Annotated in this window: 12 protein-coding genes; 4 read left to right on the top strand and 8 right to left on the bottom strand. The window is 38.3% G+C overall.

The annotated features are described in order from the left end of the window. Positions 1-32: 32 nt before the first annotated feature. The 4 genes from CLW00_RS08480 (at position 33) to CLW00_RS08465 (ending at position 4938) form a co-directional block, all read left to right on the top strand. Positions 33-1604: a SusD/RagB family nutrient-binding outer membrane lipoprotein gene (locus CLW00_RS08480; RefSeq protein WP_106133246.1), complete on the top strand. Its 1572-nt coding sequence runs from the start codon at positions 33-35 to the stop codon at positions 1602-1604. A gap of 62 nt (positions 1605-1666) precedes the next feature. Then, complete coding sequence (locus tag CLW00_RS08475) at positions 1667-2815, top strand: glycoside hydrolase family 18 protein (RefSeq protein ID WP_106133245.1); 1149 nt, start codon at positions 1667-1669, stop codon at positions 2813-2815. A gap of 70 nt (positions 2816-2885) precedes the next feature. Continuing rightward, positions 2886-3908, top strand: a complete 1023-nt coding sequence (locus CLW00_RS08470) for a LacI family DNA-binding transcriptional regulator (RefSeq protein ID WP_106133376.1) — start codon at positions 2886-2888, stop codon at positions 3906-3908. Between the two features lie 139 nt (positions 3909-4047). Then, a complete protein-coding gene (locus tag CLW00_RS08465) occupies positions 4048-4938 on the top strand; it encodes an ROK family protein (RefSeq protein WP_106133244.1) in 891 nt (296 codons plus the stop codon). 18 nt (positions 4939-4956) lie between these two features. On the opposite strand, the gene CLW00_RS08460 is transcribed toward CLW00_RS08465, so the two are convergent. From CLW00_RS08460 to CLW00_RS08425, 8 genes are all read right to left on the bottom strand, one after another. Further along, positions 4957-6297 (bottom strand): vanadium-dependent haloperoxidase, encoded by a 1341-nt coding sequence (locus CLW00_RS08460; protein WP_106133243.1) that lies wholly within the window; start codon positions 6295-6297, stop codon positions 4957-4959. Positions 6298-6302: 5 nt separating this feature from the next. After that, positions 6303-9587: a VCBS repeat-containing protein gene (locus tag CLW00_RS08455; protein WP_106133242.1), complete on the bottom strand. Its 3285-nt coding sequence runs from the start codon at positions 9585-9587 to the stop codon at positions 6303-6305. Between the two features lie 36 nt (positions 9588-9623). Next, complete coding sequence (locus tag CLW00_RS08450; protein WP_106133241.1) at positions 9624-10862, bottom strand: ROK family protein; 1239 nt, start codon at positions 10860-10862, stop codon at positions 9624-9626. 185 nt (positions 10863-11047) lie between these two features. Then, positions 11048-12559, bottom strand: a complete 1512-nt coding sequence (locus CLW00_RS08445) for a DUF6600 domain-containing protein (protein ID WP_106133375.1) — start codon at positions 12557-12559, stop codon at positions 11048-11050. Positions 12560-12812: 253 nt separating this feature from the next. Next, positions 12813-12983, bottom strand: coding sequence for a Lacal_2735 family protein (locus tag CLW00_RS08440; protein WP_106133240.1), 171 nt, complete (start codon positions 12981-12983; stop codon positions 12813-12815). A 41-nt stretch (positions 12984-13024) separates the two neighbouring features. Further along, complete coding sequence (locus CLW00_RS08435; protein ID WP_106133239.1) at positions 13025-14617, bottom strand: toxin-antitoxin system YwqK family antitoxin; 1593 nt, start codon at positions 14615-14617, stop codon at positions 13025-13027. A gap of 85 nt (positions 14618-14702) precedes the next feature. Then, complete coding sequence (locus CLW00_RS08430; protein WP_106133238.1) at positions 14703-15260, bottom strand: hypothetical protein; 558 nt, start codon at positions 15258-15260, stop codon at positions 14703-14705. Next, a complete protein-coding gene (locus CLW00_RS08425) occupies positions 15261-16259 on the bottom strand; it encodes a 3-oxoacyl-ACP synthase III family protein (RefSeq protein ID WP_106133237.1) in 999 nt (332 codons plus the stop codon). Between the last annotated feature and the right edge of the window lie 72 nt (positions 16260-16331).

The following is a 16331-nucleotide window of genomic DNA, read 5'->3' as shown; positions in this document are numbered from 1 at the left end:
GCTGGATTATTTAAAAATTAAACTTGAAAAAAATGAAAGCTATACATAAAATAACAGGACTGTTCTTGGCGATTGTGTTGGTATTTTCTTCATGTGATGAAGATGCCTTGCTAGACTTGAACATTGATCCCAACGCAGCTACAGAAATGGATATGCAGTATCTGTTTTCCTTGGCTACATTGAGGATAGCTGGAGAATATGAAAATACCAGGGCTAATATGCTATATGCTGCACCTGCAATTCAGCATACGTCATCCTTGGCCGCCTTTTTTAGCGGAGATAAGTATTTCTATAACGCCCAATACAGTGGTGCCTACATGGAGACCCATTATACTGGTGTGATCAGGTTATTGGCTCATGTTATTTCAGAAACTCAGGATGATCCGAATGAAGCCAATGTACATGCCGCCGCTTCTATTCTAAGAGTTTTTGACCTTCAAAGAATGACAGACCTCTATGGTGATGTGCCATATTTTCAAGCAGGAAGAGGCTTAGAAAGTGAAGACAATTGGTTTCCTGCCTACGATAGTCAGAGGGATATTTACTATGATATGGTAGAAGAATTAAAGTCTGCCAGAGATCGTTTTAGTCCTTCGGCTAGAGGTCTTGGAAACCAGGATTACATATACAACGGCAATATTGATCAGTGGAAAAAGTTCGCCAATTCGCTGTTGTTGAGAATCGCCATGCGAATGAGCAATGTAGATCCAGAGAAGGCAAGGCAGGTATTTACTGAGGCAGCAACGAGTGGAGCTTTTGCATCCAATGCAGACAATGCCATGATTAAATTTGATACAGGTCCAATCGGGGTAAATAGAAATGGCTTGAATGATGGTTATTGGAATACATATAAGTATTCAAGGTTTGCCAAAGTCAGTAAAACGTTCGTTGATTGGATGAAGGAAAATGATGACCCTAGGCTGATGATTGTTTCAGGAGGTATTGGAGATCCTGATGCTGATCCAAGTACATGGAATACCGATCCTGCAGCACAAAGAGGAATGCCTAATGGTTACAACTCAACAACAATCAAAAATGTATTGCCAGCTGGAGACATACCTCTTTTTGATGAAGTAGGTAACAGAATGTTCTCTATGCTTAACCTTAAATATATGGATTGGGAAGATCCTTATTTTCTAATTACATATGCTGAGACAGAATTAATGAAAGCTGAAGCGGCAGTAAAAGGATGGATATCTTCAGATGCCAGTGTACACTTTGAAAATGGTGTATCAGGAGCCATTAATTATTGGACTGCTTTTGATGCTTCTTTTGCAAGAACAGGAGCAGAGGTAGATGCTTATATACAGGGAAGAGGTTTTGCATCCGCTTCCACTGAGGATAAAATAAGGTTGATAGCCGAAGAGTATTGGGCAGCTACTTGGTTGAATGATATTGAATCTTGGTCTAATTGGAGAAGAACAGGATACCCTGTTCTAGAACCTACTCAGGATCCAAACAGATTTGAGGCCAATGAAATTCCAAGGAGACTTCGCTACTGGGAGGCTGAAATCGGAGCAAACCCTCAAGAATATGAGCAAGCAAGAGCTAGAATAGGTGGTGACTTTCTGATGACCAGAGTATGGTGGGATGGAGGCAATTAATCTTAAAATTTACACTAATCAAAAAGGTGCTCAAGGGCACCTTTTTTTATTAAACCAGCACTATGAAGACATTTAATCTTTCAATAATTTTAGTTTTGTGCATCAGTTTTGGCTCCTGCTCAAATTCAAACAATAAATCGTCGGAAAAGGCGGAAAAAAGTCTTTCTAACAAAAAAATCATAGGGTATGTGGCTGGTTGGAAAGGGGTAGATACTTCCTTGATTCAAGCAGAAAAGCTCACTCATATCAATTATGCCTTTGCCAACGTAGTAGATGGTCTGGTGACAGAAGGTGAAGGAAGGTTTGATCAAGACAAAGAGAATATTGAAAAACTCCACTCTTTAAAAATCAAAAATCCAAACTTAAAGATTTTGATATCAATCGGAGGATGGACTTGGTCTAAGGGTTTTTCTGATGCGGTTTTGTCTCCTGAGTCCAGACAGGTTTTTACCAATTCTGCGATAGAGTATTTGATACGCCATGACTTAGATGGTTTAGATTTCGATTGGGAATATCCGGGGATGCAGGGTGATGGGAATGTTTACAGAGAAGTAGATAGAGAGAATTTTGTCTTTATGCTACAGTCCGTAAGAGAAGCGCTGGATAGTTTAGAAGATATAAGCGGCAAATACTACCTGAGTACAATCGCTTCCGCTGGATTTAAATCATACCTTGATGTCAATGATTTAAGAAGTGCCCAGCAATATCTTGATTTTATAAATATAATGACTTACGATTTTGTCGGTCCAGGTACAGATACGACAGCACATCATAGCAACCTTTTTAATCCAAAAGAAAACGGTAGATCTGCAGCTCAAGCGGTATTTGATCATGTAGAAGCGGGAGTACCTATAGAGAAACTGGTTTTGGGTATAGCATTTTATGGGAAAAGTTGGAAAAATGTACATCCGGAAAATAATGGGCTCTATCAGGTAGGGGAATGGAACAGGACTTTCCCTTTCAAAGAAATCCAAACGTTTGAATCACAGGCTGGTTTTCAAAGATTTTGGGATGATGAATCCAAAGCACCATTTTTATGGAATTCAGCTCAGAAAATATTCCTCTCATATGAAGACCCAGAATCAATAGCAGCAAAAGTCGATTTTATTTTACAGAATAATCTTGGTGGCGCGATGTTTTGGGAGTACAATGAGGATTCTGATGACAAATCATTGCTCAATGCCATATACCAAAATATGCATAAACCTTAATCCTTTCTCTTTTGATTTTAATTTATTAAAACCCCATATTGCTTTATTAAGTGAATGGGGTTTTTATTTTATGGCAAAAAAGAGAGTTTCAATAAAGGATATTGCAAAAGCCTTAGGTGTTTCAATTACTACGGTGTCTTTTATCATTAATGGCAAGGCCAGAGAGCAAAGAATCAGTGATGAGGTAACTCAAAAGGTCAAGAAGTATATCAAAGAAGTTGGCTATAAGCCGAGTCACATTGCCCAAAGTTTAAGGCTCGGTAAATCCAAGATTATTGTTTTTATGGCAGAGGATATCTCCAATCAGTTTTTTGCTTCGATTGCCAGATTTATTGAAGAAAGAGCATATAAGAGTGGATATAAAATAATCTATTGTAGTACGGATAATAACTTTGAAAAAGCCAAAGAATTGATTTCAACTTTTAAGAGGCGGAATGTAGATGGCTTCATCATCACACCAACCCCAAATATTGAGGAGTCCATACATGACTTGATTGAAGAGGAGTTTCCTGTAGTTTTGTTCGATAGGTGGCTGCCTGAAGTTAATTGCAGTTATGTAATTGTAGAAAACAAAGAAAGTGCTTATGAAGCTACCCAGCACCTTATTGAAGAAGGTTGTAAGAATTTGGCATTTGTTACTGTAGAGTCTGATCAGACTCAAATGATGGATAGATCTAGCGGCTTCACAGAAGCTGTTAAGGAAAGTGATGTGAACGCTTTTGAGTTTCGATTAAAATTCCATAACCTTTCAGAAGTAGGTCCTTACGAGGAGTTATTGGACTTTTTTAAATCTAAAAAAGAGATAGATGGGGTGTTTTTTGCAACAAACTACTTGGCCTTTGAGGGCCTTCAAGCACTAGACACTTTGCAAAGGAGTATACCTCATGATGTCAAGGTGGTTTCCTTCGATGACCATTATTTTTTCAATTTGTATAAGCCAAAAATAACTGCAATTGAACAGCCGCTTGAATTATTATCTGAAAAATTAATGGAAACCATGTTGTCTCATTTAGATGAGTTAAACCTTGGATACTCACCAGTTAGGCTAGTACTTCCAAACAAGCTTAACAAAAGAGAGTCTACCGAAAACTAAATTAGTTGAACAATTTTCAATTAGTAAAATGAGAAATTAATTATTTTTTATAATTTTAGATAAAACCTTTTAGCATACTTGTTAGCTAGGTATGTTTATTAGGTTTTAATGACCCAAAGTAACTTTTAATTATTTTAAAATGACATATAATAAAATTTTGGCGGGGGATATTGGAGGATCGCACATTTCTATCGCACTGTTTGAAAATTCAAATGATAAAATATCATTAATTAATATGGGGAGGGAGGGTGTAGACTCTCAGGGTTCCAAAGGAGAGATTTTAGACGCTTGGGCCAGCCTTATGTTGAAATTTGTAGAGCCTAAAAGTAAAGTGATGCTGGGTTTGGCCATGCCTGCACCATTTGATTATGATAAAGGAATATTCTGGATCAAAGATCAAGGTAAATTTTTGGCACTTTACGGAGTAGATCTAAAAAAGGAAATTTCAGAAAGACTTGAAATTTCGACTGACTGTATTTATTTCGTTAATGACGCGGAAGCTTTTTTGAAGGGTGAGAGCAACTACGGTGAAGGAATTGGTTTTGAAAATATACTAGGCATGACGCTTGGTTCAGGGCTAGGTTCGTCCTTCAAATTCGGGAATAGTTTTGCTGATGCAGCCCTTTGGACGGAACCTTTTAGGGACGGTATTGCTGAGGATTATCTAGGTACTGTGTGGTTTGTTGATTGGGCTGAAAAAAACCTCAAAAAAAAATACAAAGGTCTCAAAGAAATACTTCTTGATGTGAAAGATAAAGAAATGATCAAATCAGCATTTCAAGAGTATGCATCCAACCTAGCCGAATTTATTTTTGAATATGATCAAAAATATAACTTTGACCATGTAGTCATAGGAGGTAATGTTACAAAAGCAAAAACCCTGTTTGAAGAGAATCTCAATTTGAATCTAAAAAAATTAGGGTTTGAAAAGTCTGTGGGATTTTCAAAAATGGGAGAAAAATCTGCACTTTATGGTGTATTGGCTTCACTAGAAGATGAAAACAATCAACTTATAAAGTCTGTGTTCTAAGAATATTTTGACTTTAGATTAATTACCTGCGAGTGTAGATTTTATGGAAATCACTTTTAGAATTGAATTGCCAATGGCTGTTCCTTGGTGTACCCCTTCTTCGATAGCATCTCTAAAGTGAATTCCTCCATAAAGTCTCGAAATAGCTGCTTCTCGTGCTGCTTCATCAAATGAGTTGAAATGGCGCTCGGGCAAACCAAAGTATACTTCCGATGTATCCAGAAATTCAAAATTGTCCCCAAAATATGCTGTCAGAATCAATGCACTGGTAGTAGAAATGACAGAATGTCCGCTGGTGTATTCTGGGAATGGGGGTGTTTGAAGCAAAGGTCTCCATGAGTTATCTAGGTATTTGGTGATTGCTGACTCTGGTCTTATTCGGTCAGAATCATATTTTTCTTCCCAACAGCTTACAAATGCATCGTGGAGACTCATAGCTAGTAATGCATGGATATAAAGGTTTTGAGACCAATCCAAATCTGCTTTTTGAGCAGCAATTCCTGTAATGCCCATCCAATGGCCACCTGGTGAAATCTTTTTGATACCGATGGCCATATGCCCAGAGTACTGTACCATAAAAGGATTGCAATCCCAGAAATTAGCAATTAGTTTTTGGGTATCATCAAGTTCAGAAGTGACCTCATATACTTCCTTAAGTTGTTTATAAAAGGCACTATTGGGATCGAGTGAAAATTCGGCTGGGGGAGAAGGTTTGTATTGTTTTAGATCTGATAGAAAAAATGTTTTAATTGTTCTCCATTCTGGTTCAATTGCTGCCATGTAGGCAGGAGGTGTTGGGTACCAATACCCTTCTCCTTTTTTTGGGCTGTAGCGATTGAGTGTGCTTAATTGTGAGTAGTTGTCATTTTTAGCCAATTCCAAAACTTTTTCTGCAATGTCAAGAGCAAATGATTTGCTCTTTTCAAGATGCTTTTTTTTAATCCATTTGTTTTTTTTAGCCTCCTTTTCTAGGTCATCGATAGCTTGTGACAGCAAGTAACCTGATGGCATAGATCTTTTCCCAACCTCCAACATCGCATACACAGATGCAAAGTGAGGGTTTACGCCATTTGTATCATACTTTTCAAATGAAATATGTTGGTTGATGGCCGATAAGAGACTGTTATCCGGATTTCCGTTTTCAATTATTTCCCAAGTCAAGTGTGCAGCAAGGGTAGGATAAGCATAAAACCTTGCGGCAGCTGGAGGTGAGGCCACATCTGTCACCATTACCTCTGTGATTTTAAATAAATTGTCTATATATAAATCAATTTCAGGATTACTTTGAGCATGTATTCCATTACTGAAAAAGGAAGCAAGTAGTAATGTAAATAAGAAATTGCGGAGATTAATTGACATAAATTCTATTGAAAGTCAAAGACTTTTACACTTTGGTTGTTGATTCCAAAATATAATCTTTTTGGTTCTGAAGGCAAACTTAATATGGATTTTACATCACCTTTAACATCTAATCCTGAAATTGATGGAGGAATAAACTCAAATTGTCCTTTTCCATTTCCTTTGAAGAGCTGTCCAAAACTAGCATCAATTACCCCGAGCCGGAGTCTGATTTGTGATTGGTTACCAGCTAGAAGGAAATCCAAGTTACCATCTTCATCATAATCAAACACATGAATAGCATACGTAGGAGCAAATTGAGCTTCTATTGGTAAGGGTATAACTTCAAACTTTCCTCCTTGATTTTGAAGCATCACAGAGCGTAATTCATTTGCATGTAATTTGGAGGCGTTTTTAGCAACATCTTTTCCAAGTACTTTTTCTATACTGGCTATGGAATATGATTCATAATCAGTGAATTTGCTCCTCATGCTATACATTTGATCCAGTAATTCATCCCTGCTTGGAAATGGATACTCTTTTCCCTGAATATAGTAAGTAAGAATAGGATCTATTGAAGAATTCTCATCAAAATCACCATAGTAAAGTGTCAAAGGTTCTTGGTCAGAAGGCTGGAACTGTGAATTAAGTCCAAAATTTCCAATTATAAAGTCTATGTTTCCATCGTTTGTGAAGTCCCCAGCTTCTATCTTAGTCCACCATCCTTGTGGGTTATTTGGTAAGTACTTGTCACTTTGGTCAACTAACATTCTACCACTTTGATTTTCGAGAAATATGATGGGCGTGAATTCTCCGACAAGGATCAGATCCATGAACCCGTCTTGGTTCAGGTCTATACTAAGCACATCCCGGATCATCCCTACTTTTCCATTTTCCGGAAGATATTCTTCTGTACGGTCGGTAAAATTCCCTTCCCCATCATTTATTAAAAGATAGCTTTGAGGAGATTCAGGATATTTACCGGGGACAATCCTTCCAGCAATGAATAAATCTGGATATCCATTGCCATTGAAATCAGCACTGATAACCTTAGAAGCACTAGATCTTAATCTTGGCAGCTTTTCAATATTGTGTCGTAAATTCCCTTCCCCATCATTGATATAGAGTCTATCTTGTAGGGATTCGTCTTTGCTTAGATAGTCGTGATAGCCACCGCTAGCAAGGTAGAGGTCTAAATATCCATCACCATTGGCATCAAAAAATAGAGCTGAAGCATCTGTAAACTCATCACCTGAATCGAAATTTTTCATGGGTTTCCAATCCTCACCTTCTTGGTAGTATATTTTCCCGGGGTATCCCTTAGAGCCGCCAACGAAAATCTCTTCTTTTCCATTACCTGTAATATCTCCAGCTGCCATCGTGGGGCCCAAATAAGTGGGCATTTCTAAGAGAAGTGGTTGTCTTTTAAAATCATTAAATCCATACTCTTCATGAATGAATGGCAGTCTGGCTTCGGACTCTGTAAAAACTCGACTGGTCTCAGCAATTGAATAATTGTTTTTATTGGCGACAGATGCATCTATGGTGATTTGTTTGTCTATTTCAGGATGTATTGCGATGGAGGAATTCCCTCCAGGCCAGATGACCACCACAGAATCTATGACGGTAGTATTTCCAAGGCCAAAATGCAATGTGGAGGATACAGAAGATTGAAAACCCCTGACAGGACTTTGTTCTTGAAGATACACTCCATCTTGAGTATAAACCTTCACTTTACTCCCAAAACCAGAAGTATTTCCTTTTTCACCCTTTAGTTGTATTTTGAGGAAATGACGTTCTTTTTGGCCGGTGTTTTTAAAGATAGATGCCGTCTGATTGATATTATTGACGACCAAATCCAAGTGACCGTCATTGTCTAAGTCTACATATACTGCACCACTCGAAAAGGAAGGTTGGCCTATACCGTTTTCTTTGGATTTATTTTCAAATCGTAGGTTTCCTTTATTTTCAAAAAAATAGTTTGAGAGTGGGGTAGAACTCATAGAAGTGACCAACTCAAGGGTATCTGCCTTATTTCCAGCCACGGCGGATTTGAAGTAATAATCTCCTTTATATTTTAAAAAATCCCTGTTGGTGTAATCTCTGTAGTAACCATTACTGACAAACAAATCCTTGAATCCACTATTTGTTGCGTCAAAAAACAGTGCTGACCAAGACCAATCTGTATTTGAAATCCCAGCTAATTGACCTATTTCGCTGAATAGGCCATTACCTTGATTCAGGTGTAGCATATTGCGCATGTTTTGATGGTAAAAGCCTCTGTTTACCATCAGGGCGTATTGTTCATAGTTTTCTGGACCATACAACAGCTTCTGTCTCTTATTGTCTTCTGGAAGCATGTCCAAAGTAAAAATGTCTACAAGACCATCATTATTGATATCTGCAATATCCAAGCCCATAGAGAAATGGGATATATGTTGAAGATAATTGCTGAGCTGATCTGTAAATGTACCATCTCCATTATTTATATAAAGGTAATCGGGCTCGATATAGTCATTGGAGACATATAAATCAATCCAGCCGTCACCGTTTAGATCCGAAGCTACAACCCCAAGTCCAAAGCCTAGGGCAGAACCTTTGATTCCGGCTTCCTGGCTGATATCAATGAATTTGCCATTGTCATTTCTGAATAGCTTGTCACCGGCAAATGGATGTCTTTTTCCCCTAGCTTCATCGAATTCAATTTCATTGATGACTTCGATATGGTGATTAAGAAGAAATAAATCAAGGTCTCCATCATTGTCAAAATCAAAGAATATCGCTTGTGTGGAGTTTGAAGGGTCATCTAGGCCATACTCACTGGCAGATTCTTCGAAAGTCAGATCGCCTTGGTTGATGTAAAGCTCATTTCTTCTGCTGTCTAGATTGCCATTTCCTGAATAGCAAACATAAATATCCAACAGCCCGTCCCCATTGATATCTACTACACTGACACCAGTAGTCCATGATTTTTTGCCAGCTACTCCTGCGGTTTTGGTAATGTCCTTGAATTTAAAATCCCCCAGATTCTGATACAGTTTGTTGTCAGTCATATTGCCGGTGAAAAAAATATCTTCCAACCCGTCATTATCAAAATCGCCAATGGCTACTCCTCCACCATTGTAAAAATACTCGTAGGTGAGAATGTTATTGCTTTTATCCTCAGTCAGTTTGTTATTGAAATTTATGCCTGATTTTCTCGCTGGTATAGACTCGAATAGCGGAGTTTTATTATTTGATTCCTGCTTAGGTGAAAGAAGGTTAGCAAAGAATAAAAACGGAATAAATAAGAAAATCTGTAAAGATTTCATATTGTATTTCTTTCATTTTGAAGCGTGGAAATTATCTTAAGCTTGGAAAATTTCCTCAAATATTTTTTCATTTACAACCGCTACCCCACCCAAGAGCCCTACTTCTTTGCCTAATTTATATGTTTTTAACTCAGTGCTTTCTCTGGTCTTTGGCATACTATAGATATTTAAGGCCTGTTGTATGGGTATAGTAAGGTATGATTTCGCCTCGGCAACCGATCCTCCTAAGATTATCAGTTCTGGATTCAGCAATTGTAAAAGGATGGAAATGCCTCGTCCTAAGAAAAGACCAGCTTCAGAAAGAATTGTTATAGCTCTTTGATCTCCAGTCAAGGCAGCTTCTACTACAAGTGCTGGTTCGATTTCGTTATTGCTTTCCTTTACCATTCTTGCAAGAATTGAATCTTCATCCAATTGAATGGCTTCTTTTGCCATTTTTACAATAGCGGTTCCTGATGCTACAGTCTCCAGACTTGTGTTTTTATTGATTAGATTATTGTCATGGCTTTCAAAAATAGGGGAGTGGCTAAATTCACCTGCAAATCCGGAGGCTCCATGATAAAGTTTGCCGTCTATTATGATTCCAATACCAATGCCCCAACCGATAAAAATTCCCAAGACATTTTTGTATTCCTCATTCTGACCAAATTTGAATTCAGCTAAAGTCATCGCTCTGGCATCGTTTTCCAAAAAGACCTGCCGACCGAGTCTTGTTTCGAAGTTTTCTACCAAACTTTTTTTCCCAAACTTGAGGTAAGTATGGTTAATGCCATTTGCAGAATCGATCAAGCCAGGCATTGATATGCCTATTGCTATTATTTTTTGATCATCTAAACCTGATTTTTCTTTGTATTGAAGTATAAAATCACAAATGGTATCAAAGGTTTCTTTCTCGTTGTTCAGTTGAAGTTTAAGAATTTCAGGTTCAGCAACTGATTTGTTGAGACTATTATAAATAGAAACTCGAGTTCTGAATTTATTGATGTCTATTGATATAATATAAAAGGCATCTTCGGCAAGTCGATATAAATCAGGTTTTCTTCCGCCTTGGGATTCAGCTCTGCCATGTTTGATGATCTCTCCTGAGTTCATTAGGTCACCGAGAAGCGAGTTGACTGTAGGAAGGCTAATACCTACTTCAGTGCACATTTCTCCGGCGGTGTTACTGCCTTTGGTATAGAGGTTTTTGATCAGCTTGAGCTTGTTTATGTAGCTTTTCATTTCGACTACACCACCGATCTTTTCTATTGATTTTTTTGGGTTGATTAAATTCATAAATAAAAATTTAAATAAAATAAGTAAAATTTTTAGATAAATAAAAAAGCTTTAGTAAAAAAATAGGTGATATATCCTTAATGAGGGTAAATATATGTTCTAATTTTATTGAACTTTTAGATTATAGCGAAAAAATTGAAGAAGAAACCTAAAAAAGCTATCCCAGCATGGGATAGCTTTGATGTTTAATTACCTCCTCTTCCACCTCTGCTTGAAGATGATCTGGAAGTAGTTCCCCCAGAAGAGCTTCTACTTGGTGCTGATCTTACTGTAGAGGAACTTTGCCTGCTTGAAGATCCGCTTCTCACAGCGGGACTACTTTGCCTGCTTGAAGATCCACTTCTTACAGCAGGGCTACTTTGTCTATTTGAAGATCCACTTCTCACAGCAGGGCTACTTTGTCTGTTTGAGGATCCACTTCTCACAGCCGGACTACTTTGTCTGCTTGAAGATCCACTTCTTACAGCCGGACTACTTTGCCTGTTTGAAGAGCCGCTTCTCACAGCGGGACTACTTTGTCTGTTTGAAGAACCGCTTCTCACAGCGGGACTACTTTGTCTATTTGAAGATCCGCTTCTCACAGCAGGGCTGCTTTGCCTACTGCTTGATCCTGAATTAACGGCTGGCGAATTTGACCTTTGGTTTGTGCCTGACTGTACCCTCGCGTTACCTCTCTGAGCAGGAGCATTGATAGTTTGATTGCTTCTACTGTTTGCATTACCCAAGTTTGCATTTCTATTCTCTGTTCTTGCATTGGGTTCAGCAGTTCTTGTTGGGGCTTGTCTTGCACTTTGAGATCTTGTAGCCGCACTGTTTCCCAATGTAGTAGAACCTGCACTCCTTGTACCTTGGGTATTTCTGTTATTTACAGCGGCACTATTTGCTCTACTTCTTGCTTCAGCCTTATTATAGTCTTCAGCCCTTATCGCTCTTTGAGGCCTTGCAGCTTCGTTTGCAGATCTCGATGTCGCTATCTGTGGCCTGTAGACATTAAGTGAATTATTGTTTAAACTAGCTCTACCAGGTCTATCAGAGTTGTTAACTTGATACACAGGAACATTGGATCTAGTGGCTCTCTGAAGTTCTGTTCTAGAAGGCCCAGTGTAATAAGTTGTGTTGTTGTTAACGTATGTATTGTTGATGATTGTGGTATTGTTATACACATTGACCACATTGTAGCTTGGAATAAAATACCTGTGGAAGTATCTGGCTCTGAATCTTCTTTGGGGAAGGAATACCCAGTGTCTTGCAGGAAGATAAATTCCAACATTTACATGCATTCCTGGACCTAAAGGAGCCCACCCATAGTAGCCGCCTCCAGTTCTCCAGCTTACCCAAGCGGGTCCCCACTCATATCCAGGTACCCATGCCCAACCATAGAAGTCACTCCAAAACCACCTGCCATAATGAAATGGAGCCCAGCCCCAATTGTAATTGGATACCCAAGTGTTGCCGAAATTAGTCATCGTCCAGTAACCATTGGTGACATATGGTTGAAAATTAGCTTCTACGTAAGGTACCCAAACATATCCATGATTTGGATCCATTACCCAATCTCCAAATGGCGCTAACTCATTGTAGAATACTTGAAATGAAACACTTCCATTATGAGGGGATGCATGAGCCCTGTTTACCAGAGCAATACCAATGCCTAGCATCAGCACTATGCTTATTCGATATAGGATTGTAGTTTTCATGATAATAGGATTTTGGTGTTTGATTGTTTTTACGCTAAAAAAAGAAATTAAGTTTTGATAAAAATTCAATAAAAAGAATAAAAATTTAGCAAAACCGTTTTAGCAAAATTTTTATATTGCAACCTGTTTTAAGGTCAAAAGATTTATATCATCTGATTGTTAGGGTATTGTGTGTCTTTATTTCTCTATAAAAAAGTTCCCAAAAAAAATGCCATTTTTACAAAAAAAGACCGGCTAAGTGCCGGTCTACATGTTATTTTTTCTTCAGAGCATCTATTTTTAATGCTACTTCCTCTGCCTCTGCCATTAATTTATCGGCTTCGGTTCTGTTACTATGGGAAATTTTATGAGATTTCTCTAACAGCTCCTTATATTTTTCCTGGAGTTTTTCCAGTTCTGTCTTCTTTTTGAATAGTCCAAACATATCTTTTTATTTAATAACTCCTATTGGCCTGTTTGGTTTATTTAATCAAAGGTATTAAACCTTATTTCATTTCGCATTTCATCTTCCTCGGTTACAATTTCATCATCTTTAAAGTTGATAATTTGCTCTAATCTGCCATTAAGATTGTAATACCTCCAAGCGCCTTCTTTTTTCCCTTCTACCATTTTTCCTTCAGAGGCTTTGTTTCCATTTTCATGAAAATAAGTCCATGTCCCTTCTGGCTTTCCTGACTCATAGGTACCCTCTGATTCTTTTTTTCCATCTGTATAATAGGTGATTCTTGTGCCATTACCATCTTGCAAGGTCCCTTTATCCAGCGTAGAAGTACCATCATAAGTATTGTATTCTGTAATGTTCATCAATCTCCCATTGCTCCAAATCTCTTCTTGGGTCAATTGCTTGTTGTCATAAAAAAGCCCCCAAACGCCATCCTCAAATCCGAGAAAATAACTACCAACAGATTTCAATTGACCTCCATCGTAATAATAGATCCATTGACCATTTTCCGACCCAAGGTTGTATTCTCCCTCAGCAATCAGAACACCTATTTTATTGAAGTATTTCCAAAGACCGGTTTTGAGGTCATTCCTATATTCACCAATCGAATAAAGGTTACCTTCTGGGAAATAATTCCGCCACAATCCATCCTTTACACCACTCTTATATTGGCCTTTAACAGAGATCTTACCATTAGGATGGAATTCCTCGTATTCTCCAATCGGCAGACCCAGTTCATATGTTTTTTTCTTGGAAAGGTTTCTGTTTGGGAAGTATTCTTCCCACACCCCTACAGGGATATCATTTTCATATCTTTCAATCCTTGCCCTTCGCCTGTTTTCGTAGAAAAATTTCCACTCGCCTGTTTTATTACCTCTTTCGTCATAATTTTTTTCTGATTCCAACACCTTCGTTCCAGGGAAAAAGGACTCCCATTTGCCAACTCTCCTTCCTTCATTGTACTCTCCTCTTTCTTCTACGATCTTGTTGAATGAATACCTCACGAAAGGACCATGAGGTCTGTTGTTTTTGTAGTTGACACTGACAAGCAGATCGCCTTCGACAGAGAATTCCTGATAGGTTCCTTCTTGATTTCCTTTTTCAAAATTCTGAATGACAGCAGGCTCCCCATTATTGTAATAAGTGACCCATCTACCTTGTTTTTTACCTTCCGCATACTGCCCTTCGACTTTAACTTGTCTCGGGTTAAAAAAATCGGGGTGGCCGACTCTTCCATAGTATTCTTTGTATGGTCCTATAGCTACACTGTCCTTAAATACCCTATCCAATTTCATGGCTCCCGTGGAGTCGTACTCCCTAAAAACACCATTAAGCTTATTGTCCCTGTATTCAGCCTCTAGTTGCCTGTTACCGTTGCTATGAAAAACTATTGCTAAGCCATCCCTACTTCCGGAGCGAAAAGTGATGGTTTGAATGAGCCTGTTTGTTTTTGGGTTTTCAAATTTCCATAGGCCTTCCATTAGTCCGTTATTCATTATTCCAGTCCCCATTAAGGTGGAATCTGCATTGTAAATAGACACAACATTGGAATTTCCCTGTCCCCATGCATTTAAACAAATGAAACAAAAGGACAGAATACCAAAAATATATTTCATATAAGGATGTTCTTTGTTTGATTATGATTACGAAAACTTCGCAAGCCGGTTCTAAATTAGGTTAATTTGTCGGAAAAATGAAAACTTAACGGGTATATTCAAAGGCTCTATTTATCTTATCTACCAATATATTTAGGTTTTCATCGAACCTTTCTTGTAAATCAATTGATTCCCAAAAGACTGATATATCTTCTTGGTTTGACTGATCTATTGTTTTTTTAGTTTCCTTAGATTCCCTGATGATCTCACTGTACCTGAAGGGGTGAATTCCCAAGTAGGCATTTGGCAGGTCTTTTGAACCTGAAAGGTTTTCCAAAAAAGACTCAGTCAAATCCCATCCAACATACACAAATATAAACAGACCCTTGCCCACCCAATTCATTATCCTGACATTGAAACCCTGTTGACTATCAAAATCTCGGACAAGGTCCAAAACTTGGTAGGGAAACCCATCAAGATTATAGCCTTGACTCACTTTATTTCCTTTGGTAAAAGTGAAATACTGTTTTTGATTTTCTACAGGAAAGGAATTCGATACTTCTTCAAATAGCCTTAAGACCTCATTTTTTTGTTGGTAGTATTTTTTGAAAAAAGAATAAGAACTTTCCCAAAAAGCAAGGTCAAACTTCTTTTCATTGTTCATTTACCAATTGAGTAAAGCGGAGGCCCATGTAAACCCACTGCCAAAAGCTGCCAGACACAACAAATCACCTTCTTTGATTCGGCCTTGCTCCCAAGCTTCACTTAAAGCAATAGGTATAGTTCCGGCGGTTGTGTTTCCCAAATGCATGATGTTATTGAATACCTTTTCATCAGGGAGACCCATTTTTTGTTGGATATAATTGCTTATCCGGAGGTTAGCCTGATGAGGGACAAGAAGATCAATGTCTGATTTATCCTTTCCATTGGCATCTAAAGCTTCCTGAATCACCTCAGAAAAACGGACTACGGCATGTTTGAAAACTGCATTCCCATTCATTTTCAGAAAAAAGTCACCTGCATCGATCATTTCTGGGGAAATCCGGACTTCTCTACTGCTTCCCGGATCGCTACAATATAGTTCTTCTGCATGGTCACCATCTGCATGCAAGTGTGTAGAGAGTATCCCTGACTTGTCAGAATCACTCACACTCAAAACCGCTGCTCCTGCTCCATCTGCAAAAATTACAGCGCTAGACCTTCCTTCATCGCTTTTATCCAGAGCTGAGGATTGTATTTCAGCCCCGACCACAAGTATGTTTTTGTACATGCCGGTTTTGATAAATTGATCTGCTATCGAAAGTGCATAAATGAATCCAGAGCATGCGTTTCTAATATCCAATGCGCCAATACCCTGTAATCCCAGTTCTCTTTGAAGTAGTACCCCGTTGCCTGGAAGAAAGTAATCAGGAGTGATGGTAGCAAAAACTATAAAATCAATATCAGAAGTCTGTAAACCCGCCCGTTCGATAGCCATTTTAGACGCCTCTACAGACATGCTTGTAACGGTGTCCTTTCCAGGAGTAAACCACCTTCTTTCTTGGATGCCTGTTCTTTCAACAATCCAATCATTGTTGGTATTCATGATGGAAGAAAGGTAATCATTGGTAATGACACGATCAGGGACATAGTGTCCCACTCCTTTTATTTTGGATCTATTCATATATCAAAGTTATTTGGGTCAAAAGACTGAAATGATTGTTACACTACAAATATCCCATTTAAAGAGGGTATT

The organism is Mongoliibacter ruber, from assembly GCF_003003005.1.
Lineage (GTDB): Bacteria > Bacteroidota > Bacteroidia > Cytophagales > Cyclobacteriaceae > Mongoliibacter > Mongoliibacter ruber.
Note: the sequence above shows the minus strand (reverse complement) of the source record. Positions and strands in the feature narration are given on the sequence as shown.